The following is a 24,605-nucleotide window of genomic DNA, read 5'->3' as shown; positions in this document are numbered from 1 at the left end:
TCGACGCCGGGCTGAGCGCCCGGCGGAAAAGAGTCTGAAGAGAGAAAGGGCGCTCACGCGCCCTCTCCTTTCAGCTCCCAGACGTTGATGCCGAAGCGGCGGGCCTTGTCACGAAGATTTTCGGTGATGCCAGAACCCGGGAAGACGATGACGCCGGCCGGCATCACGGAGAGCATCTCGTCGTTGCGGCGGAACGGAGCGGCCTTCGCGTGCTTGCTCCAGTTCGGCTTGAAGGCGACCTGCGTCACGCCGCGGGATTCGGCCCAGCACGCCGCGATGCGTTCAGCGCCCTTGGGCGAGCCGCCGTGCAGCAGCACCATGTCGGTGTGCTTGGCGAGCGCCTTGTCGAGTGCGGCCCAGATTCGCTCGTGATCGTTGTAGTCCAGGCCGCCTCCGAAGGCGATCTTGGTGCCGGCCGGGATCAGAACCTCGGTCTCGGCGCGCCGGCGGGCGGAGAGGAAGTCTCTGCTATCGATCATCGCCGCGGTCATGTTGGCGTGATTGACCTTGGAGCCGGTGCGCGGCCGCCATGTCGAGCCGGTCTGCGCCTCGAAGAGGTCGCCGGCGAAATCGCGCATGAACTCAAAGGCGTTGCGGCGCTCGAGGAGCGAGATGCCCTCCATGATGTGGCGTTCGAGTTCGACGCTCTTCACCTCCGAGCCGTCCTGCTCGCGCTGCCCGTTGCGCTGGGCGTCCTCGTTGCGCTGCAGCTCGCGCTGGATGCGCTCTGCGGATCGATGGAAGAGATTGACCGTCGACCAGAGCAGGTCTTCGAGATCGGGTTCCAGGCGCGTGTCGCCGAGCATCTCGAACATGGCGTCGAACATCGCGGTCAGCGCGGACTGGACGACCGGCTCCTCCGGCAGCGGGCGCGGGTCCGGCTCGTCCTGGAAGGGACGATAACCGTAGACCTGCATCTCGTAGATGAAGCGGTCGGTCGGGGACGATGCGTGGTGGAGGTCGGTGGCGGCGTCGATGGGAAGCAGGACGTTCATGATGGTCTCCGTCGGTTGGGGCCGCGCCTCTCGCGGCCTGACGGCGATCCCTTCCATCCGGCGAGCGGGCCGGAACCGCGGCGCTCGCGCCGCGGCCCAGCGCAGCGCCGGGCCGCCGGGGACAGGTTTTTTTTGCTCCGCGAGGAGCGCCGGCTCCGCCGGCGCGGGGAAAAAAGCTGGCCGCCGGCGGTTGGAGGCCCGAACGCCTGATGGTAAGGGTCGCCTCTCGGCAGGCCCGCGGGCGCGCGCTCCTCCGTGCGGCGACCGGCATGCCCTGCCCTCCCCTCCGCCGCTCCCGCCCCGACGCATCTCCCCATCACGGCCTCATCACGACGGCAGGAAGACGGTTGCGTCCTCTGGGGCGAGCTGTGCCCTCAGACTGGCGATGAGCCGGCTCGAGTCCAGCCGCAGATCGTCGTTGAAGTCGCCGAGATCAGGGGCGAGCACCAGCGGCAGGATCCCGCGAGCCTGCGCCCGGCGGCTCAGTCGCTCGATGCCGTTGCGGCCAGCTGCGTCGGCGTCGGCGGCAATGTAGAGGCGCACGCATTCAGGCGGCAGCTCGAAGGCCGCGAGGTGATTGGCCGTCAGCGCCGAGACCATCGGCATCCCGGGCATGACGTGTGACAGCGACAGGATGCTTTCGAGGCCTTCGCCGGCGGCCATGACCGATACGGGGCGGTGGACAGGAAAGGCGAAGCGGACTGCATTGCCGAGCAGACCGCCAAGCGCGCGGCGCGGATCCTCGACCTGTGCCTTGCCGCCACCGTCGGGGTCGAGCCAGGTGCGATGCACGCCGGTGATCGTGCCGCCGGGATCGGTCACGGCTGCGATCAGCGCGGGGAAGCTGCTCGTCCGGCCCGTCACGAGATCGCGATAGTAGCAGGACGGGTGATAGCGAAGCGCCGGATGCAGGGATGCCCGCAGGATGCCCCGCTGGCGAAGGTAGCTGTCCGCCAAGGTCCCGGCCAACGGCTGCGTCATGCGGAAAAGGCGCTGCGCGCGCTCGTCTGCCGGTCTGTCGACCGGCGGATCGGTTCGGGCGTCGTCCCTGCGGGACGCCGCCGGAGCGGGACGGGGCTCGTTAAGGAAACGCCGCGCTTCGTCGGCAACGTCGCGGAAATCGACCAGCCCGCAGGTCTCGCGCACGAGATCAAGCAGGTCGCCATACTCGGCCGTGGCTCCGTCGGCCCACCGGCCTGCGCGCGGGCCGGTGAGGTGGACATAGAGCGACTTGCCCTTGCTGTTGGCGGTGTCGCCGACGATCCAGTAATTGCCGGCCCTGCGGCCGGCGGAGAGATAGTGCCGGCAGACCGCCTCGGCGTCGCGCGCGAGACGGTTCGCCAGTTCGGAGGCCCAGAGCATGGCGATCCTCCTTCAATGCCGGCTGACGACATCGAGCAACCGATGGCGCTGCATCAGGCGTGAAAGGATCGCAGCGCCTTCATCGGTGACCGGAATGAAGAAGCGCAACTTCCATGCGATCATCTCCGAAAATAGCCCGATCGAGCGCAACCAGTCGCGCATCCCGTCCGTGAAACCGGTCAGCTCGACGCGGTTGTCGTTCATGACCCGGACGCGGCGCACCGTCATCTCACCGGCAAGGCTGATGATGGAGGAGCCATCGACCACTGATCTCCATGCCTGCTCCGGGTCGAGCACCTCGCTCCGGTCGATCCCGAAATTATTGCACAGCCGGGAGAGACCTGCCGGCGCGATCACGCGGCCGACGATGCGCTCGCCATCGTCGGTCTGCAGGCGGTAGACCCGGCAATAATCCTGCGGCAGCAGTTTCCAGATCGGCAGCAGCAGGCCCGAGACGACATGCAAGGTCGAGGTCGAGAATTCCGGCACCTTGGCGACCTCGGCACTCCAGGCCGCGGCGAAGACCTGTTCGTCCGCTTCCTCCCAGTTCGTTTCCTCAAGCTGGCGGGCCTCGAAGCGCAGCTCGTCCATCGGCCGGAACAGGGCGACGCGCGACTGGAGCGAGCCGTCCTCGAGCATGATGGAGCGCGTCGGGGCCATGACCGCGGCGCGCTCCGACTTTGCGTTGATCATCAGCTTCGCGCGCGGGTCCTGCGCCACCAGACGGAGGGCATTCTCAAGGAGCATCGGCCGGTTGCGGTCCATGCGCTCGATGGTCAGGAGGTGCGACTGCGCGCCCGTGACCGGATGAGTGTAGACGAGCTTGCGATCCCTGAGCGTCATGCGATCGGCGGTCAGAGTCTCCAAGCCCTTGTCATAAACGCCGGCGGCGATCGCCCCCTCGATACGGGCCGCCAGCAGCTCCTCGAAGGACTCGAACAGGACGTTTTGCATGGCGATGGTCAGCGCCAGCATCCGATTGAGGAAGGTATGGATGGGCGGCAATTCATCCCTCAACCCACCATCCTCGTCAGAAAGGGAGAGCCCGGTGATCGCCTCGAAGGTCTCCAGCGAGCAGCCGGCGACCTCGCCGAGATGGACGCGCTTGTAGAATTGCCGGAGCGCATCGCGGGCGTATTGGGATTCGAGGTTGTCCTCGGAGCGGAACATGCCTTGCCCGCCGGTCTGGCGCTGGCCACGGGTGATCGCGCCGAGCGTGTCGAGCCGACGAGCGATGGTCGACAAAAAACGCCTCTCTGCCTTGACGTCCGTCGCGACCATTCGGAAGCGCGGCGGCTGGGCCTGGTTCGTGCGATGGCTCCGTCCGAGGCCCTGGATCGCGACGTCGGCGCGCCAGCCGGCTTCGAGCAGATTGTGCAGGCGCTGGCGCTGATTCTTCGCACCGAGGTCGGCGTGGTACGATCGTCCCGTGCCGCCGGCTTCTGAAAAGACCAGGATCGACTTCCGGTCGTCCATGAATGCGCGCGTCTCGTCGAGATTGGCGCTACCCGGCCGGCTCTCGACGGCGAAGCGTGCAAAGGCGCCGTCACCATCGCGGCGAACGATACGACGGGAGCGTCCGGTGATCTCGGCGACTCTCTCCGTCCCAAAATGCTGGACGATCTGGTCGAGTGCGGTCGGGATCGCCGGCAGGCTGCCGAGTTTTTCGAGCAATTCGTCACGGCGGGCGGCGGCTTCGCGGCAAAGAACCGGATTACCGTCGGCGTCATAGACCGGCCGGGAAAGGAGCGTGCCTTCGCTGTCCGTGTATTCCTCGAAGAGCTGGGTCGGGAAGGAGTTCATCAGGTACTCCGCGACGATCTCGCGCGGCGTGACGTCGACCTGGATGTCATTCCATTCGGCGGTCGGGATTTCCGCAAGCCGGCGTTCGGTGATCGATTGTCCCGTCGAGATCAGCTGGACGATCGCGGCATGGCCGTCTGCCACATCCTGGTTGATCGTGCCGAGCAGCGTCGGCGTCTTCATCGATGTCAGGAGGTGATTGAAGAAACGCTGCTTCGTGCTCTCGAAGGCGGAGCGCGCCGCGGCTTTGGCGTTTTTGTTGAGCGTTCCGGTCGCCGAGGTGATGCTGCAGGCTTCCAACGCCTGATCGAGGCGATTGTGGATCACCTGATAAGCCTCGGCATAGGAATCGTAGATGCGGACCTGTTCCTCGGTCAGCGCATGTTCAAGGATCTCGTATTCGACGCCCTCGAACGACAGCGAGCGGGAGGCATAAAGCCCCATCGCCTTGAGGTCGCGGGCCAGCACCTCCATTGTCGCAACGCCGCCATCCTCAACGGCGGCAATGAACTCGCTGCGCGTGGCGAAGGGGAAGTCGGCGCTGCCCCATAGGCCGAGCCGCTCGGCATAGGCGAGCGACTCGACTTCGGATGCGCCGGTTGCCGAGACATAGACGACGCGGGCGTCCGGCAAGGCGCGCTGAAGGCGAAGGCCGGCGCGGCCCTGCTGCGAGGCGGCCTTGTCGCCACGGTCGGACTTGCCGCCGGCGGCATTGGCCATGGAATGCCCCTCATCAAAGATCACGACACCGTCGAAGATCCTGGCTTCATCGATCGCCCCCTCTTCATCTTCGCCCTCGCAGAGCCAGTCGACGATCTGCTGGACGCGGGAGGACTTGCCCTCGCGTTCGTCCGTGCGAAGCGTCGCGAAGGTCACGAACAGGATGCCCTCGTCCAGCTTGATCGGCTTACCCTGCCGGAAGCGCGACAGAGGCGTGACCAGGAGCTTCTCCTGGCCGAGCGCCGACCAGTCACGCTGGGCGTCCTCGATCAAAGTCTCGGATTTCGAGATCCAGACGTGCCGCCGGCGGCCCTTCAGCCAATTGTCGAGAATGATGCCCGCGGCCTGCCGGCCCTTCCCGGCTCCCGTGCCGTCGCCCAGAAACCAGCCACGGCGATATCGCACCGCGCCTTCGGTTTCCGGGGTGACGGCCGTCAAGTTGTCGAAGGAGGTATCGACTTTCCAAAATCCGGCGAGATGGCCGGAATGGGCTTCGCCGGCATAGATCACACTTTCGAGCTGCGCGTCCGACAGATCGCCGGCGGTGATCAGGTTCTTGGGGAGGTGGGGCCGATAGCTCGGCTTGGGCGGGGCAACCGATGCCATGGCGACGGACTCGACCAGCTTGTCAGGATGCGGCCTGGCGTCCGGAATGCGGATCGCCCGGAGCTCGTAGGGCTCGTAGATGCCGTCGGCGGCATCCAGCCGCGCCGATGGCGGTGCATCACGCAGCTCGTAGGCGAGTTCGACGATTTCGTCATGGGCAGGCGTGGGGGCCACGGCCGCCCGGGTCGGGGCGCGGGAAGAGAGCGCGGGGCTCGACCGCAATCCCCCAACTGCGGCGGGGCGCAGTGTTTCGGCGGCCTTGCGCGCAGCCATTTTTGCGGCGCAGGCGCGCAGAATGCCGTTGGACAGCGCGCCGATGGAGTTCGCTGCCGTCGACGGAGAGCGCGGTGGCAGGCCCGAGATCCAGGACAGCAAGGTTGTGAGATCGGGTGCGACACCGCGACTTTCAATCAGCTTCGTCGGGTCGGCCGCCGCAATCTTGTCGATGACCGTCAGTCGCGTTTCCATCGTCGTGCCGTGACGGGCATAGACGCTGCCTGCGATCGCAGCGCTGAACACGACCGTGCCGCGCTCCTGCAGGCGAACGAAGGCGTCACGCCATTTCGGATTGTCGGGAGAAAGGCTGGAGCCGGTGATTGCAACCAGGCGGCCGCCGGGCACAAGGCGGGCGAAAGCCGAGGTGAGATGCCGCCATGCCGCATCGGCCATGCGACCCTCGACATGCACACCGGCCGAAAACGGCGGGTTCATCAGCACGACGGTGGGACGGGCGACGCGATCGAGATAGTCGTCGAGATGGGCCGCGTCGTGGTGCGTGACCGATGTTTCGGGAAACAGATGTTCGAGGAGGGCGTGTCGGACCGGCGCATATTCGTTGAGCACGAGGCGCGCGTGGGCGAGTTCGCCGAAGATCGCCATGAGGCCGGTTCCGGCGGACGGCTCAAGCACGACGTCGTCCGCCATGATGGAGGCGGCCCGCGCCGCGACGTAAGCGAGTTCGACGGGCGTGGAAAACTGCTGGAGCCGCTGGGTTTCCTCGGATCGGCGCGTGTGCGTCGGGGTGAGCGCCGCGAGCCGGGTCAGGATGGAAAGAGCCGCCTCCGGCGTATTCGTCCGGGCGGATATAGCCGAGCCGAATTTGCGAAGGAAGAGCACCTGGGCGACTTCCGTCGCCTCGTAGGCGTCCTTCCACGACCAGAATCCCTCGGCGTCCGAACCGCCGGATTCAGTGGTGAGGACGGCGCGCAGGTGTGCCGATGTGATGGACTGGCCAGCTTCGAGAAGCGGCAGGAGCGAACCCCCGGCTGCAAAGATGTTGCTGGCGCGGCTGCGTTGTTCGGGCAAGCGGGGCTTGCTGGCAAACGGGTTCGTGGCAAAGGAGGACCGAGCGTTCATGGGAAACCTCATCGAGAGCGGAAAGGAGCCGGCCGCCGGGCGCTCTCCAAGCCCGCCAGGCCACCCCTTCCCGGCCCCTCTCTCCCTCTGGGCGGGGCTGGCGGCGGCGCCCGGCCTTCAGCCGGGCGCGAGCTTGAGGTTTCCGAACGCCGCGACGCCGGCGACCGAGACTTCGTGCAGGACGGCGTTGCCGCCGGCGGCGATCCACGCGGCTGCCTGCTCGGCGGACAGCTCATGCACATGGACAAGGTTGCGCTCGGCGGCCGCGCGCTGGCGCTCGAAGGCTTCACAGTCTTCAAAGGCGTAGAGCGTATCCCCAGGACCATCCCAGAAGACGATGGCGAAGCGCGTCGGCTCGACGACTTGCGAACGGAAGTTCAGGAAGATCGGCGTTGCGACGTAAGGGCGGGCGAAGGCTGAAAGACTCATGTTGCTCTCCTGAAAATGCAGAAAGGCCCGGCGCTCCTTTCGGAGCACCGGGCCTGGCTGGGAGGAAGGAAGGTGAATTGCGGGCAGTCGCCTACGGCTGCCAGAATGCGACAGAGTCGACGCGGGTGATCGCCAGAATGGGCTTAGCGCAGGCTGGCGACGGTTGCACCGCGGTCCACCGGGATGTGATGAACCGCCGGTCCGTCAGCGTTCGCGATTTGATCATCGCCGCTTGAACGGCGCCGGAAAGCTGTCGAGCCCCTGGCTCCTCGCGGGTATCATCGAGGTAAATCGTTTCCCCCGGTCGGAGTGTCAGGAGCTTCGACACCAGTGATCCCTCCTTGACCCTGTTCGATCTGGTGGAGTTTTTCATTGGATTCCTCCTTCTGGCAATGAAGTCACGCGCGGGTCCGCACGGCAAAACCGCGGGGGATGCCGTGTTCGATCGATCGGACCGAGCTTCTGACAACGCGGCTGGATCACCGCTCTCGGGAGCGCGGCGCGAGCGTTGCAGGTCAGCGGCGCAAGCGCGCCAAACGCAGTCTGAAACGGGGGGGACCGGCCGCCTAGCTATGCGTGGAGTCGTCGGCTTCTATACATAACCACATCCCGCACCAGGGAAGCGAAACAATCCGCGCACGCCCTGCTGCATCTGCAAAGGCGCGGTCTGCGGATGTTGATATTCCATCCTGCTTGAGGAGCTCGGTCGAGGTACCGACGGGATCTTCGGCCCCGATCAGACGCCAAAGAGCGCGCGCCGCGGCTGTGTCGCACTGCGGCTCGCCAGTGTCGATTCCGATGTCATAATATTCGGCCGAGGATCGATCGAACAGAGTGCCCAAGCGATCATAGACCTGCGATGTCCTTTCGATATCGGAGAGCTCGGTTGGAACCGTCTTCGCGATGTGAGCGTCGGCGAGCGCAGACAATGCAGCCTGGGTGCGCAAAAGGCGGTGGCCATCGACCCAGGCTAAGGCTGCATAGAACCGCCGTCTCGGTGTATTGGTCGAGCGTTCCGCCAGATTGGCGTCAATCTCGAACCGCATATCCTCCGCCAGGGCGCGTAGTTTTGCGGCAATGGGGGGAACCGGCTCGTGGGCAGAATCGGCTTCCTCCGCGTCGTCCGGACCTGCGGGCTCGGCAAAGCGTTCGGCCGCGGCACGATCCATGAATGCGAACCCGCCCGGCGCGCTTTCCCAGGGACGGAAGTACCATCCACCCTGCTTGCGCGCCTGATTTCGGAGTGCGCTGAATTCGGCGCAGTCGAATCGTTCGTCAACAACGCAAATGAAGATCGGGATGCCCCTCGACGTGTGCACATGCTCCGCGATGGTGAAGCGAGGGGCCGCCCTCGCACCGTCCACGGGCGCGCCGACGACGTCTTCGAGACGGGCGAAATTGGTTTCGTTCTGCATCATGCTTCTCCATTGCTGCAGACGTCCGCGCCGACGGGATCCATGCGCCCGGCGGTCAGAGCAGGTCGGTGTTGACGTGATGAGAGCGCGGGATCTGCTATGTGAGATCAGGCGACGCCGGCGCGGTCTCGACGGATTGTTTCAGGAAGGAGTGGGTTCTCGTGCTCTCCCGAAATGTGGAGAGGCGCGGCGCTCCTTTCGGAGGACCCGGCCTGACAGGAAAATGAAGATGAGGTGCGGGCGGCGGCCCGCTCCTGTCGGGCTTTCGCAGACGGACCTGTGTCGACGAAGACCTCGTCGCTATTGGCTTCGAGCAGCATCAGGATGCGGCCGCCGACCGCGACGCATTCATTGATCCAACAATGGTCAGCGGCGGAATGCCGACCGAACCGCTCCACCGGCACATAGATGATCGTGAAATGCGTATACTCGCGACCATCCTGTCCGCGATGAATGGTAGGGCCCTCGACCGCGACGACGATGCCGCCCGTCCCATACGATGTGCGAACAGTCATGCCCGGTTGCACCAGAACCGGGACATCGGGCGCGCAGGGCGGCGTCAGGCGATATCGCCCGGGGTCATGTGCGCCGAGCTCGGCCGAGTAGAGCGAATGGGCAAGATGCAGGCCGGGCTGGCCGGGACGGGGTTTACGCCGAATTTGCATCGTCGCCTACCTTTCGGTTTCTGCTGCCGTTGCGGTACGGCGGGTCGTTCGAAACCTCGCCATCACGCAGAGGATCGAGGAAATTCGGAGATCCGAAGCCCTTGTCGAAAAGCTGCTGCGCTTCGTCAGCATCCTCGGCGAGAACTTGCCCGGTCCCCTCGATGCGCCAGTCGATCAACCAGAGTTTCTTAGGCATATCCACCTCCCGCCGTCAGGGTGAGCATGCAGGTATTGACCGTCGTTCCCGCCGAACGGAAAGAGCCGTGGGGAAGCGGTTCGATGGCTCCGCCGTTGTCGGCGACGAGATCGCGAAACGCTGCCGTCAGCTTGTTGGTTCTGAACAGCACACCGGCGGACATGATCGCGACCAGCCGGCCATGGGGCTTGAGGAACCTGAAAGCATGCATGACGTGACGGATGTCGTCCTGCCCGGCAAAGGGCGGGTTCATGACGACGCGGTCATAGGAAGCATCGGACTGGATACCGAGGAAATCCGCCTGTTGCCCAGTGCAGAATGATGCCGCCGGCATGTCGAGATCTGCGACCCTGAGCGCCAGGCGAGCGCATCGCGTTGCGTCGATCTCGATTGTATGGACCTGTCCGCCGGCGGCGATTGCTTCCACGGCGATGTTCCCGAGCCCGGCGCTCGGTTCGAGGACCCGCATCTGCGGCCTGACGTCGGCGCGGTCGACGACTTCGCTGGCAAGAGGTTGCGGCGTATCGAACTGGCCGAAGTCCTGTTTGGTGCGGGAATACTCGCCCGTAAGCAGGATCGGTTCCAGCGCGTCGGCGGCATCCTCTTCGAAGATATGGGCTTTTGCGGCGCGGTTCCACTTTCCTCCGGCGGCCTGAAGGACCTTGTCGACTTCGAGATAGAGCTTGTAATCGAGCTGGTTGACAAGGGAGACCTTCGAGCCTTCGACGACGGCGGCGCCGAGAATCCTGAGTACGTTTGTCGCGATCTGCGGCATTGTTGAATTCCTTTGTTGTTGAGGGGAAGCGAGAAGACCCGCCGCGCATCGGAGTGAAATCCGTCGGCCAGATGGGTGGCGTCGCGGCTGGGGATGCCGACCATGCGTCGGGTGATAGGCCGTCAAAGACGGAAGGCGTTCACCAGTTCACGCCGGTCGTGTCGATGCTCTGCGAGCATCGAGCGGTAGAAGCGCTTGCGCGCGAAACGGAAGGCAGGGTCATGCCGAATCCGGCGATCGAACTGGCAGGCGGCAGCGCGCACGACGGCGCGCCAGTTCGCGTCCGCGCGGATGCGAAGGCGTGGATATACGGGATCATTCATGGGGATATTCCGTGGAGCGCGAGGGAGTAAGCCCGGGCCGCTGTGCGCTCTCTCCAACCTTCAGCCGGGCCGCCCGGCCCGCAGCCCCCCTCCTGCCCGGCCCTCCAGCCGCTCCGCCTTCCGCTCAGCGCCCTCAGCTCCATGGTCGGCCCCGCAACCCGCGCTGGCGGATGCCAGAAAGCGGGCGCGGCTGTCGGCATCACGCCGGACGCGGAAGGCATCGTCGACGACGCCGTTGACCCGCGCCCAATGGTTCCACGAGAAGTTCCGCCCGAGCCCGACCGTCGTGTTCGAGCTGGGGAAGCGATCGGCGTTGCGCACGAGGTCTTCCCAGGACGCGCCGAATTCGATTTCGTCGAACCGGCTGTGCTTGCCGGTCAGCGCGTTACGCTCCAGGTACAGCGCTCGTTCCAGAAGGTCCGGATGATAGGCAGCAAGCCAGAACAGCTCCCAGACTTTGCTCGCCGGGCAGAAGAAGCAGGCCGACTTGATCGGGACACACTCCGGCCCGAGAACCTCGGTGATGACCGCGACACAGTCCTCTCGCGACCAGCCGAGGATCTGGAGAGGATAGACGTAGTCGAAGTCGACATCCGCCGCCGGGAGGTTGCGGGAACGGCGTATGTCGGCGCGGCCGCAGTCATAGCCGATCAGCTTGACGATCCTCTGCCCTGTCTGCTGCGCCTCGATCCAGATCGGGTGTGGCGGCGCAGCGTTCGGGCCGGATCGCGACCCCTTCAGCACCTGGTCCTGCGGCTTCTGCTTCCACTTTATGGAACAGCTTTTCATGCCGAAAGCCAACGACGGGAGGGTCTGGTTCGCAATGCAGTTGCCGTAAAGGTCGTCGTAGCCGGTCGATGCGAGCGGCACCTTCCGGCAGACGATGATCGGCGGCCAGCCCCAGTCGGCCAGGATTGCGCCGATCCGGTCGAGATGGGCCAATGTCTCAGGTTTTTCGGCGGCAACGTCTGCGAAGGTGATGACGTCCGGTCGGAGGCCTGCGAGACGCAGGGCGATCAGCATCGCCGTCGAATCCACCCCGGCCCCAAAGCATACTGCGAGCAGGCGTCCGCTCAGCGCGCGCAAAAGGCGTTGCTGCCCGGCGGCTCGGAGCCGCGGGGTTTTGTGGGTCAACATTGTGGGAGTCCGTTCAAAATCTAATGGGGTCGGGGGCGCCTTGTCCGGGCGACGGGAGCGTCGGCCAGCGTGCACCACGGGCACAGCCGACACGGCGGAATCCGTCAGGCGTAGCTGACGTTTGCCTCGGGATATTTCAGGAGGAACGCATCGACAGCTGCCTCAGCCTCCTCGGTGGTAGCCAGATCCACCGCCTCGTCGAGAAGGTCGCCATCCTCCGCCTGAACGGCTACGTCCCAGAATTCCGGAAAAAACGGATGCTCGGCGATTTCCGCAGAACCGTCCGGTAGATTTCGCATCGGGAAAAACCGTGATGTCGGTCATCATTGAATCCTTTCATGAACGTATGAGCGGCGGGATATCCGGTCGCGGACGTGACGCCGGTGGCAGATGCCACCGACTTGGTCGCGGGAAGGCGCGCTCTCTCCACCTCAGCCGGGCCGCCCGGCCCGCAGCCACCCTCTCCCTCGCGTCCGGATCTAGGGGAGGAGCCCCGGCGTCGGATTAGCCGAACCGACGACCGGACGCAGTGAAGGTGTAGGCATTTGCCACGATGGTCTCGTCGACCATTTCGTCGGAGGTCAGCGCGTTGTATTCGTTCTCGAGCCGGCGGTAGAGCCATCGGGCGAGATCGCGAAGAGCCTCGATGACCGTATCCTCAGCGTCAGCGGTCATGTCCTGATAGTTGAGACTTTCCCTCCTGACAGAGATCGCCATGCAATATTCGTGATAGTAGTTCCCGCGATGGCTGACATCGGCTCGAAGCTGGTAGAAGTTGCGGCGCTGGATCGCCTGCAGGCCGTCGGCAATCCCGTGCAGCATCGTATCCTTCGGCGCATGGTCCCGGATCGCGCGGGGCGAGCCCTTTCGATAGGAGTAGAGTGCCTGGAAAGACGCACCGTCTCCTTGAGACCAGAAGCCCGTGAAGTGTATTCTTGGCTCATCCCGTGTGCCGCCGCCAACAAGATGGACCGGAGATGTTTTAAGGCGAACGCCAAGGCATTCACATATTCGGCCGAAATCCTCGAAGACAAACTCGTACCACTCGTAGTCGAAGCCGCCCTCTCGATACCAGGTGCGAGCTTCCTCCTTCGCTTTTTCCGACAATTCCTCGAATTTGTAGACTGTGGTCTCAATGACTTCGGGCATACGAACCTCCTGAATTGCAAAAGCCCGGCGCGGGGCCGGGCTCGAGGGGAATGGACAATGCCGGCGATTGCCGGCGGCTGGATTGGATAGCGGCTCGAAGGGGGCAGCGGAAAACTCCCCTCAGCGGTGTGCGGCAGCGCACAACATCGCCAATCTCTTTTCCGCGGCGCGTTCCTGCTCGCAGCCGGTCGCGCTGCGCCCATCATTCGGCCGGTCAGACAAGCCGGCGATCGACGTTTTACTATATGGATTTTTGATAGTATAACGCCACCACGCCGCGCAGGGTTAGGCCTGGGAAGGGGAGAGCGACAGTGCGAACATTCACGATCGGCGACCAGGTGTTCTCGGAAAACTCCCCGGAATTCCGGGCGCTTCTTCCGCGTGCCTATGAAGAGCGGCTCCGCCCGATGTGCATGTGCAGGCAGCCGGCTGTTGCGATGTACATCGCCCGAATGGACGACCAGTATCTTGTCAAACGCATGCCGCTATCCGGGCGCGAGCACGATCCGGCCTGCCCTTCCTATGAACCGCCCTACGAACTTTCTGGCCTCGGGCCGCTCATCGGCAGCGCCATCCAGATCGACGCCAGCGGCAAAGCCGACCTTAAGCTCGATTTTTCGCTGACGAAACGGGGTCCGCGCGCCGCGGCCGGTCCGGCGGCGGAACAGTCGGAACCAGCTATTCGCAGCGAGCCGCGCAAGCTGTCGCTCAAGGCGATGCTTCATTATCTCTGGGAGGCTGGCGAACTGACCGAATGGCGTTCCGTCTGGGCCGGACGGCGCGGCTGGGGCCGTGTGCGCACCAGCCTGATCAACGCGGCGTCGCAGATGACGGCGAGAGGTGGACCACTCAGCGACATGCTGTATGTGCCGGAGGTCTACCAGGCAGACGACAAGGACGGCATCGCCGCCCGGCGCGCCACCGCGCTGAAAGGCGTGCAGGCATCCGGTTCAGGGCCGCGTAAGCTGATGATGATCGTCGCGGAGGTGAAGGAGTTCTCTCCGGCCCGCGAGGGACAGAGGATCGTGGTGCGGCACATGCCTTTCCCCCTGATGATCGAGGACGGCGCGTGGCGGCGGCTGGCGGCCCGCTACGAAACGGAACTCGAACTATGGCGCTCCAGCGAGGCGTTCCACCTGATCGTCATCGCCACCTTCGGCATCTCGACTTCCGGCATCGCATCGGTCGAGGAGGTCGCGTTGATGGTGGTGAACGAGCACTGGCTGCCCTTCGAGGACATCAACGAATTGCGCCTGCTGGAAAAGCTCAGCCACCTGAAGAGGAAGAGCGTGAAGGGCCTGCGCTTCAACCTTCCGCGCGATGCGCCGATCGTGTCGGTGACGTTGCCGGAACAAAAGCCCGCGCCGGTGGCCATGTTCATCGTGCCGGCAAGCGCCGGCGACGACTACGAGCAAGCGCTTGCCGACATGATCGAAACGAGACCCGAGATCACGCCTTGGGTCTGGCGTGTCGGCGACGGCGAAATCCCCCGGCTTCCCTGATCGTGGACTTCATGACGCAAGCCGTTGACACGCTCTCGCGAATAAGAACAGCTGGCGGAAAATCGTCATCTGCCACATTCAGCCGGAGCATCATGAAGCCTGAGAAAAAGCCATTCGTCGTCGAGTTCAAGAATCGGCGGCGCCTCCCCCGGAAAGAAACGTCGATCTGGGGACGTATCGACCTGAAGGCCGCCAGCGACGTGGTTGAGGTCGAACAGATGGGCACCGAAGCTGCGTCGATGATCCACGGGCAGACGCCGGAATCCGAGGCGACGCCGACCCCGGCCGGGATCAGCGCCTGATCGCGTCATAGACTGGCGAAGACCGTCCATCAGGATTTTTGCGCGATGAGGTTCTCGCTGGCGACTGCTTCAGCCGCAACGTCCCGTCGGCGGCCCTCAACCGATGCCATGACAGTTTCGAGAAACTCCTCGGGTTCGCCTTCCCGATGCGGCCCGTATTCGGACCAGTCCAACGCACCGACGACAGCGGGAATGAAATCGAAATCGAAGGTAAATCCGCCTTCCTCCAAAGCATCCGAGAGAGCGGTGTATGCTTGCTCTGCAAGAGGTACGATCGCCAGGACATGATTTCTCATCGCCAGCCAGCCGGTCGCATCCCACAATTCGGACATGCGGATAACGCCATCGGGAACCGAGCGGTGGTCCTCGTGAAGGCCGCGGAAATAGAGCATCGCCTCCCAGATGCAGAGAGCCGTTTCCATCTCGCCAACGGTGAAAGAACGAGGGGCGACGGATGGAGCGCCGTCTAGCAGCGCAGGCGGCGAGACCGCCGGCACGAGCGCACGATTCTGCAAGCGGAACCGGTTCAGCAGATCCTCGCTGGTCGCGTGATGGATGCCCTTGCCGGTGATGAGCGACACGCTGGCACCATAGCTCTCCAGCCGCTGCGAAGGATGATTCATCCATTGGATCACCGTGACCTCCGCCAGGCTCGGCGAGCGCGCGACAATATCATGCACGATGAACTGCCACGGGAACTCGCTCAGATCGATCTCTGAAGCGACATCATTACCATCGGGCGACGTCGGCAATAGCGCGAGAATGCGGTTGCCGACGAAGGCATTGAGCGCGCTATCCGCGTGTTGCGCCGAGGCGCCAAAGGCGTCTAGCAGCGCCTGCCGCTTCACACGGATCGGATTGATCGGGCCGACGTCGGTGAACAGGACAAGCCCGGCTTCGGTCTCGCTGCATTCGAGAACGTGGGTCAGGATGAGCTTTTCGAGCGGCGTGATATCGGCAAGCGGGATTGGCGGATAGGTGTAAATTCGGATTTCGAGATTGTTCATGGGACTGCCTTTCCGTCGATACGACAAACCCGGCGCGATGGCCGGGTTGGTGGGAGGAATGCTCGTGCGTTTTTTGATGAGGGCTAAGTCGCCGCGTGCGGCGCGGGCGGCGCACCCACAGGCGGGGAGAGACCTTCGACCGAGATCTTTCGATGTTCGATCCTGATCAGGATCGCGTCTTCGCGCGGCACGCGCCAAACCAGTTCGCGTTCGACGACACGCACGATCGCATTGAGGTCAGCTGCGTGCGCCGTTTCCAGCAAGGCGATGCTCAGATCCTCCGCCTCGTCGGAGAACCATCGTTCCTGCTCCTCGTAGGAGCCGGCTTCCGCATCGTCCGCGGGAGAATAGAGGGCGTCGACAAGGAAGGTGGTCAGATGTGACGGCGTGATAGCCGACTGCTTGGTGACGAGGATCTCCGCCTCGTCCAAGGAACCGTGATCGACCCCTTGGACCATCAGGTCGGTCTCCAGCACCCACTCCGTCTTTTCCGCGCCCGAAACGTCCAAAACCACTTCGAGGCGGTCCGGCCGCGCGTTTGCGCCGAAGAGATCGAAGGGCTCTTTCTCTTCGACCGCGCCGCCAACTTCCATCCTGTACGATCTGATCTGAATGCAACGTAGCCCGTCATACCAGCTGTATCCGGCAAACGCGCTGTGCGGCTCGAATAGCTGCGGAGGCCGGTCCAGTCGCGCGATTGCGCGGGCAAACGTCTGCTCTTCGAGCGGACCCTCGCCTTCGAAGACGAGCGCCCCTGCCTCGACCGGCTCGGGCGCGAGAACAACAATCCGGTCCGTATCCGCGCACGACGGCGTAAATGGTCGCAGGAGCGGGACGGCCTCTTTCAGGTCGATGCCAAGCGTCCGGCCGAAGTGGTAGTCCTTGAACTTCAAGCTGTGCGCACCGCCAGCCGCGATCAGGCGAAAGAACAGGCGCGTGATCTCTTCGAGGAGGGCGACATACATCGCATCGCGCACGACATCCTTGCGGGCCGGAAGCACGAGCTTGAGATGGGCACAATCGACCACGTCGATGCGCGCGAGGTAGCTGCGATGCCAGGATTGCTGAAGCTCAGGCAAGGGAATCTTCAGCGTCACGCCATGGAAATTGGCGTTGTCATCGTGGTAGCGGGAGACATCCCGGCCAAAAATGCCGATCCGAATTCCTCGCCACTCCTCGATATGATCCGCGCTCTCGAGGAAGTCATTGGACGGCATTTCCTCGCCGTTGAAGACGACGGGAACAGGGAAAAAGCAAGCGGCGCGGCGGACCGCACTCGCAAAATGCTCACTCTTTTTCTCCGGGAAGATCACCGCCAAGCCCTGATGGCCATCTGGACCGACGTCGACCGTGACCGGTTCCTTGCCGTGAAAGGCATCCGGTGTCGCCGCGATGGTCCAGGCGTGGCCGGTGCCTTTCTGGCCGGCGACGATCATCGCTCCGCGATTGGCGAGGGAAAAGAAGCCAATGCCGGCGGCGTCCTCTGACTGGGACAGAGCCTTCGACCATTCGCTCCTTCCGAGAGAAAAGAGCGAGCGGGGGTCATCTAGGCCCGCGCCGTCATCGGCGATGCGAATTGCCGGCCCGAACCGTGGATCGTCGATCTGGTCGATCAGGACCTTCGCGGCCCCGGCGCGCCGTGCGTTCTGGAGCAGTTCGTTGAGAATATCGTCGATCGAGGCGTTGAAAAGGCGGCCGACCTTTTCAATGGCCTCCGCGGCGACCTGTGCGTGAAAGGAAAAGCTGGTCATTGTAAGTTCTCCAAAATGGCGAACGCCCGGCACGGTGGCCGGGCGCTGATGGGATAGAGGGGGGAGTGTGTGCGGGAGCGGAACGTGGTCAGGCCGCGCTTTCGAGCAGCTTGCGCGCTTTGCCCTCTAGTTCCAGGCGCGTGTCCTGATGCGCTTTTCCGCGCGCGAGGGCGGTGATGCCCTGCACGAAATCGAAGATGGACTCCGGCGGTCGCCCCTCCTCCGAGAGGACCGTGTCGATGATTTTGCCGGTTTCCGCCTTGGAGAATCCACGCTTGCGCAGGAAGCTGGACCGGTCCTCTTCGTTGCGGGCGACGATCTTCTCGCGGGCAGCACGGATGCCGTTGATAAACGGCGCGGGCGATGAGTTCGCGAAATTCAACAGGGCCGGAGCGGCCTCGTGCGCGAAGCGTTTTGCCGCGAATTTCGAGTGCCGGATGGTGATTTCCTCGAAATTTTCGCAGCCCCAGAGGTTCCGATTCATGCACACGGCACGAAGATAGAAGCTGGCGATTCCAAGCGTTTTCGACCCGACCTCCGAATTCCACGCATAAAATCCGCGGAAGTAGAGGTCCGGCTCGCCGTTCGGGAGACGGCCTGCCTCGATCGGGTGCGCATCGTCGACGAGAAACAGGAAAACGTCCCGGTCGCTGGCGTAGAGCGTCGTCGTATCCTTGGTGATATCGACGAACGGATTGTGGGTCATGGTCGACCAGTCGAGGACGCCGGGCACCTTCCAGATCGTGTCGCCGGTGCCATTGCCGGCAATGCTCATCACGGCGGCGACAAGTTCTTTATCTCAGATGCGCCCATATTCGGGGCCGGTCACCGCCCGCAACTCGACGCGCCCGTCGTCCATTTCCAGGGTCTTGACCAGTTCGGCGCTGTGGTTCAGCAGCCCATGCTGGAGATTGATTGCGGCAAGCGGCGCGGGAAGCTCGCCGGCGCGCCGACAAGGCTGCACAACTGGCCGTAGCTCCAATGGGTCGGCGCTAACGGCACACGGCTGCCGGGAACGACAAGGGAAAGGCGCTCGGCGTTGTCGCGTGTCGCCTCGACGCGGATGTCTGCGCTCTCGACGGTCCGAACGCGGGCGCGTTCCGTCCGCTCGCTGACCGCGCGATGGAGGTCGGAGAGCGAGAGGTAGCGCTCGTCATCCGGCCGAGAGAACCACTCGGACGATACCCGGCCGATGCGCTCACCGCGCGAGATGTCGACCTTGAAGCCGGACGATACAGCGGGCAGGCTGGAAATCATGGTATTCATAAGTCGTCTCCTGAAACGTGAAAGCCCGGCGCAAGGGCCGGGTCGGTGGAAGGAAAAGGGATGAAGCTCAGCGCGCTGGCACCGGGTGGATGCGGTCGTCGTCAAACTCGCCATTTTCGATGACGGGTTCCGTTCCGTCCGCTGTAACGCGATCGATATAGATGATGGTGCCTTCGCGCCGTTGATCGATCTCGATGTGTTCCGGCTGATCGGATGCCTCCATGGCCACCGTCGCGGCTGCCTTGGCTTTCTCGATCGCCTCGGCATCGCTATCGGCCTCGAGAGCGAATCCGTCATAGGCACTCAGCCAGAATCCGATTTTGCCTTTGTATTGCGTCATAGCCGCTCTCCCTCGGCGAGATCGTCGGGATCGCGAGCGCCTGCGAGGATCGCCTCGCCGCGCGCGACGGCAGAGATGGCACGCTCGATCCAGTCGTCCGATGACGCCCGGCCGGTCTGGACATCAGCGAGGAAAAGCTTCAGCAGCCCAAGCAGGATTTCGAAGTGCCTGACCTTTCGCTCGCTCGTTTCCGAAAAGTGCGAGGGAACAGGGATTGCCGGGCCGGAATAGGCGGCATCGACCCCGCTCCATATGCCGGAAATGTAATTCTCGCCGGCATCTTCGTAGCTCAGCTTCTCGCCAGACCAGTCATCGTCCTCGATGGCCTGCCGGCAGGCGAGCGCAGCGGTGTCGGCCTGGTAGGTGCGATGACGGTAAGCTGGCAGGCGGTAGCTTGTTTCAATGGTGTAGTCGGGCATCTCAAGCTCCTGAAACGAAAGAGCCCGGTCGCCGCTATCGCGCCAACCGGGCTGGTGAAGTGGGAATGGATCTGTGGGGCGTAGGTCACTGCGGAACGCCCGCGACCCGCAGCCGTGCGAGTGGGCCTCAGTCGACTGCCTGGAAGATCTCCGAGGCCTCGGGATGATCCGCCGAGTAGGCGTAGAGGCGCTCATAGCCTTCGACGAGTCGTTCGGTCTCAAACTTGAATGACAGGTGCGAGAAGGCGAACATCGTGGCGATGATCCCGGCAGCCTCGGCGGAGACCTCGCCCTGGAAGCATGTGACGTCACCGGTAATCCGGAAACGTGTCCTGGATCTGGGTGCGAGGAAAAGGGCTTACTCTCGTGCTCGAAGAAGTCCCAGGAACCGCCACGATAGTCGAGAGGGCTAAGCCTTTCCATCCAGGCATAGACGGCATTCTCGGCGACGATGAGGTGCGAACGGCCGAAGAGGGTCGGCAGGAAATCCTGACGGGCTTCGTCGGGGACGATCACCGCGCGCGAGGTATCGTTCAACATCACGCCACCCTCCCTTCGACAGCATCCGCGCAGATTTCCTCGACGCAAACCTCCTCGAGGCGGATATTGATGTGACCACTCTCTTCGATCCAACGACGGGCGTCGGCCATGTTTGCGGCAAGGTAGAGCAGGATGCTGTGGGCGCCGTATTCCTGAAGAACACGAACTTCGCCGGCGAGAGGGCGACGGACAACCTCGAACGAGAGATCGCTATCGAGTGGAAAGGCTTCGCGGGCGGCGATCGCAGCATCGAGGTCCATTTGAAACTCGCCCGGTAGGAGCGTAATCGCGCCTGCCGTCGACCAGATGATACTGGAACGAGGCGGCGTGCATCGCACGAGCCAACCGGCACCATTGCATTTCTTCCAGGCGGCGAGGGCATCGGCGTCCTCGTCGGATGGCCGCGGAACCGAATTGCGAAAGGAGATCATCGCGCCGATCGGCGCGCGTTCATAGATGGTCATGACGGACATGTTCGTCTCCGAGTTTCGAGAAACAGAATGGCCCGGCGCGACGGCCGGGCCTTGGATCGATCGTTGTTGGTCCGAGGATTTATTCCGCGGCTTCGAGATGCCCGCCCTGATCGTCATCAGCGTCGGCGGAAGTCTGCTCGCCATCCAGCTCCTCGGTCAGGAAGGCCGGCAGCACGACGTCGCCGGCTTCGACGGCCTCGTCGTCGACGGTCACCGCATCGTTCGTCTCCGCAATCCCGACCTCCTCGGCGATTTCGTCTGCGGGATAGCGCAACACTTCGGGGAGCCATCCGCTACCGTCGAGCAGCCGGGCCGCTTCGCGCGCCATGTCCGGCTTCTTCAGGTGATCGATAAGCTGGGCCGACTGATCGCCCTTTGCTTCGCGAACGGCCTGCAGGATGTGCGCCTTGGTCACGCGGCCCAGATAGTTGTCGACCGTCGGCGTCCAGCCCGCGCCCACCATGCCGAACCCGATCGTCTGAGCCAGCTGCACGGCATGCTGGTTTTCCCTGGTCCGGCGGTTCCATTGCTGGATCGTGGCGTTCAGCGACGTCGACGCGCAATGCGCAAACAGCGCCATCCGGCTGTCCTGATCGAGGGCGATCAGGTAAGCCCAGACCGCATCGGCGTCACCCGGAAGATCGTGCCCCCAGGCCTCCTGGCGCTGTTCGATCTCCTTCGCCCAGACCGTATCGGAAAGGCCCTGCGTCTTGGTCGAGACCGTATGCTGCACCGAGATTTCCAGGCACGACGTCGTGCGGACGTGATAGAACGTGTTCAGCACGAGCAGGTGCAGCATAGCGATGAAGGCTACCATCGGCTCGTTGGCAAGCGCGTTCCTGAGCGCAAGCGTGCGGGCAGCGGTCAGGTCTTCGATGAGCCGTTCCGAGAGCGGCCGGATCTTGCCGTCGTCCTCGTCCGGCTCCTCGACACCAACGGGCTTACCGTTGATCGTCACACCACCCCCTGCGGCAGCGGCGGTGTTGTCGCCATCGTCACCATCCTGCTCGACGCCATCACCATCCTGCGCCTCGACGACAGGTTCGTCTTCCGGCCGGACGAAGCCGCGCTCGATCCTGAGTTCGCCGTTGCCGGCCAGCGAGATGAAGGCGCCGCCGCGAGCGACGTCCTCGGGATCGAGAACAAAGGGGCGTTCATTCAGCGCCGTCAGCTGGGCGTCGAGATCGTCGAGGTGCGCCTCCGTCTCCTCGGAATAGTCGTCGGCAGCTTCGTATTCCGCGTTGAGCTTTTCGAATTCTGCCGTCAGGGCATCATGACGCGCCAGCTCTTCTTCGGTGAGCTCCGGCTGCTTGCCGTAAAAGCGGCGAAGGCCGGAAGCATGGCCGAAGTGGAAGTCGATGGCGGAGTCGACCCACTTCCAACCCTCGCCGGTCTTCAGCGCCTCGGCATCAGCCGTCAGCTTTTCCAACACGAGCTGTTCGAGCAGCGCCGGATCCTGGAGCCATCCGCCGTTGTCCTGCTCGAAGAGATCCCGCATGACAATGCCGCCGGCGGCCTCATAGGCTTCGATGCCGACATAGACCGCACGGCGATCGCTCGCCCGGATCGCCGTTTCGGTGAGCAGCCGGCGGATATAGTAGGGATCGGTGCTTTGCGTGCGCGAAATCGTCTCCCAGACCTGCTCCTGCCGGGCATGATCCTTGGTGATCGAGAACGCCATGACCTGGCCGAGCTTCATCTGGTCATCGCCATAGAGTTCGAGCAGGCGGGGCGACACCGACGCCAGCCGGAGGCGCTGCTTCACCGTCGCGACCGAGATGTGGAAGCGAGCGGCGATCTCCTCCTCGTCGAGCCCCTGCTCGCGCAAAACCATCATCGCGCGAAACTCATCCAGCGGATGAAGGTCTGCACGCTTGACGTTTTCGGCGAGCGAGTCCTCGGCCTCCAGCGTTTCGCCTTCGCTGACGATGCAGGGAACGGCCGTGGTCTTCGTCAGTTGCTTCCGGTCTACCAGAAGCTTCAGCGCGCGATAGCGGCGTCCGCCGGCAGGAATGCGGTAGATGCCGGTCTCCTTGCCCTCGGCGTCCCGTTCCGGACGCACGTTGATGCTGGTCAGCAAGCCACGGCGAGCGATGTCGTCGGCAAGTTCCTCGATAGAGACGCCGGCCTTGGTCTTGCGGACGTTCTGCTGGCTGAGGACGAGCTTGTTGAAGGGGATATCGCGCCCGACGTTGAGCGCGATCTTCTGAATGGCCTGTGCCATGTCATTTCTCCGCGGCGGACCGGCCGGAGCCTCTCTCCAGCCACCTCAATCCGCCACGAACGCCCCGTCCCCCCTCTTCCTCTTTTGCCGGCCGCCGCCCTCACCGCCTGCCGCCAGCGCCCGCGTCGCCGCTGGCGTCGCGCGAGCAACTGTTCAGCCAGATCGCCATCTGCCGCCGCATGATGCCGATCGGCCCGCAGATTTCCGTGATCGCCGCGCTCCCGGTGACAAAGCCATCCTCCTGAAACAGGTCGACGAAGTGCTGCATGACGTCGAGATAAAGGGCGCCACCCACCAGGGAGACATCGACGAACGGTTTCCGGCCGTGCTCCGTCATCGAGGCGATGTGCATGCCCGGATGCTCCCCCGATGGCATCACGGGCCGCTGGTTTTTTGGCGGCGGCCATCGCGCGCCGAGGCCGCCGGCCTTCATGGCGGCCGCAATCTCCGGCGTCATCCGTCGATCGTAGTTTTCGATGGTGGTTCTGGCTTCACGAAAACCGTACTCGGCCGACACGAAGGCAACCCGAGCCTTCTGCTCGTCGGGATCGACATGACGCAGCGTGCGCCAGAGCGGTCCGTCATATCGGTCACGGGCGGGCATATATTGCGGACCGTCGCGCTTGGTCATCGAGCACGAAAGGATCAGCAGGCGGCGGTAGGAAGACGGGTTGCTCATGCGGCCCTCCCCCGGCTGGACTGAAGGTCGAGCAGCTCAGCATACCGAGCATGGATAGAGAAGCGGTCGACATATCGCGCGCGAAATCCCAGCATCGTGCTGACCTCCGAGCGCACCTCCGCGAGAAGATCGGCCTCGCCGTCGGAGAGGATCCGGACCGGCCAGCCTTTTACATAGAGCATCGGTTTCGTCAGCCGACGTTCCGCCTCACGACGTCGATCCGCCTTTTCCTTGGCCATGGCGAAGAGATCACGGATTCTCGGCTCAAGCAGATGAGGAGCGATATCGCCCAACCAGCGGCTGCTTTGAAACGCGAACGTGCTGCGGCATTCGAGACCAACCATCTGTCGATAGAGGTCGTGCGCTTCGGGCTGCGCCGCCGCGGCTACCAGATCGGGAAGCCCCGACATGATACAGAAGCGGCACGAGACGCGCGTGAGACCAAACCGGCGATAGGCGGGATGGGGTTCGATTCCCCAGAAGTCGAGCGATGAAAAGACCTCCTCCTCGGACCAGTCGAGTATCGGCCGCCAGGTCCATATTCGCTCGCCCGGCTTGTGATCGAAGATCTCGGCGCGGGCGCGCTGCGGGCTTTCCTCGCGCCGGACGCCGGTCACGCTGATGATCGGCAGTCTGGAGAACCGGCGTTTGAGTTCCGCATGGATTTTCGAGGTCTTCATCTCGGACGTGCAGTACCTCATAGCTGGCGTGCTCCAGCATGGGACGAGCGTCACGGTGCTGAGGTTTTCGTAGCGCGCGACGTTGGATCGCCATCGGCTTTCCCAGCGGTCCATCAATCCACCCTGCTTGCGGCGAACGACAACGAGTTCGGCGCCAAGGCGATCGGACAGGTGCTCGCAGGTCGGGAGCGAATCCGCCCATTCCACCGAGCCGAGATCGGCATGGATCAGCAGGCGCGGGCCGGAATGCCCGATCCTGTCGAGATACTCGAAGGTCGCCGTGGCGGCGGCCTGGCTGTCCTTGCCGCCCGATACGCCGATGGCGACGACCGCGCCTTGCTGAAGAAGATCCGCGATCGGCGGCAAGATGGAAATCGACGGAAAAGCGCGGGCACTCGATATCGTCGGCCGCGTCTTATGGGTGTCAAATCGCTGGTGCGCGGGATCCACATTCGGGTTGTGACGCATGGTGCGGCTCCATGGCGAGCAGC

At 63.8% G+C, this 24,605-nt stretch carries 22 protein-coding genes and 2 pseudogenes; 2 read left to right on the top strand and 22 right to left on the bottom strand.

Translation table 11 applies throughout. The features are described 5' to 3' along the window. Positions 1–53: 53 nt before the first annotated feature. From P7F60_RS27130 to P7F60_RS27075, 12 genes are all read right to left on the bottom strand, one after another. Complete coding sequence (locus P7F60_RS27130) at positions 54–995, bottom strand: DUF2493 domain-containing protein (protein WP_277920768.1); 942 nt, start codon at positions 993–995, stop codon at positions 54–56. Positions 996–1,322: 327 nt separating this feature from the next. Further along, positions 1,323–2,357 carry a toprim domain-containing protein gene (locus P7F60_RS27125; RefSeq protein ID WP_277920767.1) on the bottom strand — a complete coding sequence of 345 codons (1,035 nt, stop codon included), beginning with the start codon at positions 2,355–2,357 and terminating at the stop codon, positions 1,323–1,325. Between the two features lie 12 nt (positions 2,358–2,369). Next, positions 2,370–6,842, bottom strand: coding sequence for a strawberry notch-like NTP hydrolase domain-containing protein (locus P7F60_RS27120; protein WP_277920766.1), 4,473 nt, complete (start codon positions 6,840–6,842; stop codon positions 2,370–2,372). A gap of 117 nt (positions 6,843–6,959) precedes the next feature. Beyond that, complete coding sequence (locus P7F60_RS27115) at positions 6,960–7,271, bottom strand: hypothetical protein (protein WP_277920765.1); 312 nt, start codon at positions 7,269–7,271, stop codon at positions 6,960–6,962. 566 nt (positions 7,272–7,837) lie between these two features. Then, entirely contained in the window at positions 7,838–8,686 is an 849-nt protein-coding gene (locus tag P7F60_RS27110; RefSeq protein ID WP_277920764.1) for a hypothetical protein, read from the bottom strand. Positions 8,687–8,793: 107 nt separating this feature from the next. Then, positions 8,794–9,351, bottom strand: a complete 558-nt coding sequence (locus P7F60_RS27105) for a hypothetical protein (RefSeq protein WP_277920763.1) — start codon at positions 9,349–9,351, stop codon at positions 8,794–8,796. Further along, positions 9,335–9,547, bottom strand: coding sequence for a hypothetical protein (locus P7F60_RS27100; protein ID WP_277920762.1), 213 nt, complete (start codon positions 9,545–9,547; stop codon positions 9,335–9,337). The genes P7F60_RS27105 and P7F60_RS27100 overlap by 17 nt, the downstream gene beginning before the upstream one ends. Next, positions 9,540–10,322 carry an N-6 DNA methylase gene (locus tag P7F60_RS27095; protein WP_277920761.1) on the bottom strand — a complete coding sequence of 261 codons (783 nt, stop codon included), beginning with the start codon at positions 10,320–10,322 and terminating at the stop codon, positions 9,540–9,542. The genes P7F60_RS27100 and P7F60_RS27095 overlap by 8 nt, the downstream gene beginning before the upstream one ends. Before the next feature lie 122 nt (positions 10,323–10,444). Beyond that, positions 10,445–10,645: a hypothetical protein gene (locus tag P7F60_RS27090; RefSeq protein WP_277920760.1), complete on the bottom strand. Its 201-nt coding sequence runs from the start codon at positions 10,643–10,645 to the stop codon at positions 10,445–10,447. A gap of 60 nt (positions 10,646–10,705) precedes the next feature. Then, complete coding sequence (locus P7F60_RS27085; RefSeq protein WP_277920759.1) at positions 10,706–11,668, bottom strand: hypothetical protein; 963 nt, start codon at positions 11,666–11,668, stop codon at positions 10,706–10,708. A gap of 218 nt (positions 11,669–11,886) precedes the next feature. Next, positions 11,887–12,081, bottom strand: coding sequence for a hypothetical protein (locus P7F60_RS27080; protein WP_277920758.1), 195 nt, complete (start codon positions 12,079–12,081; stop codon positions 11,887–11,889). A 205-nt stretch (positions 12,082–12,286) separates the two neighbouring features. Continuing rightward, complete coding sequence (locus P7F60_RS27075; protein WP_277920757.1) at positions 12,287–12,931, bottom strand: antitoxin of toxin-antitoxin stability system; 645 nt, start codon at positions 12,929–12,931, stop codon at positions 12,287–12,289. 311 nt (positions 12,932–13,242) lie between these two features. On the opposite strand from P7F60_RS27075, the gene P7F60_RS27070 reads away from it, so the two are divergent. Together P7F60_RS27070 and P7F60_RS27065 are read left to right on the top strand one after the other, a co-directional pair. Continuing rightward, on the top strand, positions 13,243–14,433 hold the full coding sequence (locus P7F60_RS27070; protein ID WP_277920756.1) for a DUF1173 domain-containing protein: 1,191 nt from the start codon (positions 13,243–13,245) through the stop codon (positions 14,431–14,433). Positions 14,434–14,525: 92 nt separating this feature from the next. Beyond that, a complete protein-coding gene (locus P7F60_RS27065) occupies positions 14,526–14,735 on the top strand; it encodes a hypothetical protein (RefSeq protein WP_277920755.1) in 210 nt (69 codons plus the stop codon). A gap of 29 nt (positions 14,736–14,764) precedes the next feature. Here the strand turns inward: P7F60_RS27065 and P7F60_RS27060 are convergent, their stop codons facing one another. The 10 genes and pseudogenes from P7F60_RS27060 to P7F60_RS27015 all read right to left on the bottom strand — a co-directional run bounded on the left by P7F60_RS27060 (position 14,765) and on the right by P7F60_RS27015 (position 24,582). After that, positions 14,765–15,742, bottom strand: a complete 978-nt coding sequence (locus tag P7F60_RS27060; protein ID WP_277920754.1) for a hypothetical protein — start codon at positions 15,740–15,742, stop codon at positions 14,765–14,767. A gap of 83 nt (positions 15,743–15,825) precedes the next feature. Further along, complete coding sequence (locus P7F60_RS27055) at positions 15,826–17,493, bottom strand: hypothetical protein (protein WP_277920753.1); 1,668 nt, start codon at positions 17,491–17,493, stop codon at positions 15,826–15,828. An 88-nt stretch (positions 17,494–17,581) separates the two neighbouring features. Then, positions 17,582–18,759 (bottom strand): annotated as a pseudogene (locus tag P7F60_RS27050) (DUF932 domain-containing protein). Positions 18,760–18,826: 67 nt separating this feature from the next. Continuing rightward, complete coding sequence (locus P7F60_RS27045) at positions 18,827–19,099, bottom strand: hypothetical protein (RefSeq protein WP_277920752.1); 273 nt, start codon at positions 19,097–19,099, stop codon at positions 18,827–18,829. Next, entirely contained in the window at positions 19,096–19,518 is a 423-nt protein-coding gene (locus P7F60_RS27040; RefSeq protein ID WP_277920751.1) for a hypothetical protein, read from the bottom strand. The genes P7F60_RS27045 and P7F60_RS27040 overlap by 4 nt, the downstream gene beginning before the upstream one ends. Positions 19,519–19,645: 127 nt before the next feature. After that, positions 19,646–20,058, bottom strand: a pseudogene (locus P7F60_RS27035) (antirestriction protein). Then, positions 20,058–20,531 (bottom strand): hypothetical protein, encoded by a 474-nt coding sequence (locus P7F60_RS27030; RefSeq protein ID WP_277920750.1) that lies wholly within the window; start codon positions 20,529–20,531, stop codon positions 20,058–20,060. Before P7F60_RS27030 ends, P7F60_RS27035 begins: the two are co-directional and overlap by 1 nt. A 79-nt stretch (positions 20,532–20,610) precedes the next feature. Further along, positions 20,611–22,755, bottom strand: coding sequence for a ParB/RepB/Spo0J family partition protein (locus tag P7F60_RS27025; protein ID WP_277920749.1), 2,145 nt, complete (start codon positions 22,753–22,755; stop codon positions 20,611–20,613). Positions 22,756–22,855: 100 nt separating this feature from the next. Then, positions 22,856–23,386 (bottom strand): hypothetical protein, encoded by a 531-nt coding sequence (locus tag P7F60_RS27020; RefSeq protein ID WP_277920748.1) that lies wholly within the window; start codon positions 23,384–23,386, stop codon positions 22,856–22,858. A gap of 44 nt (positions 23,387–23,430) precedes the next feature. Beyond that, positions 23,431–24,582: a phosphoadenosine phosphosulfate reductase family protein gene (locus P7F60_RS27015; protein WP_277920747.1), complete on the bottom strand. Its 1,152-nt coding sequence runs from the start codon at positions 24,580–24,582 to the stop codon at positions 23,431–23,433. Positions 24,583–24,605 lie beyond the last annotated feature (23 nt).

It is taken from the genome of Rhizobium sp. YJ-22 (assembly GCF_029601685.1).
Classification (GTDB): domain Bacteria; phylum Pseudomonadota; class Alphaproteobacteria; order Rhizobiales; family Rhizobiaceae; genus Metarhizobium.
This window is presented reverse-complemented; position numbering and strand designations above follow the sequence as displayed.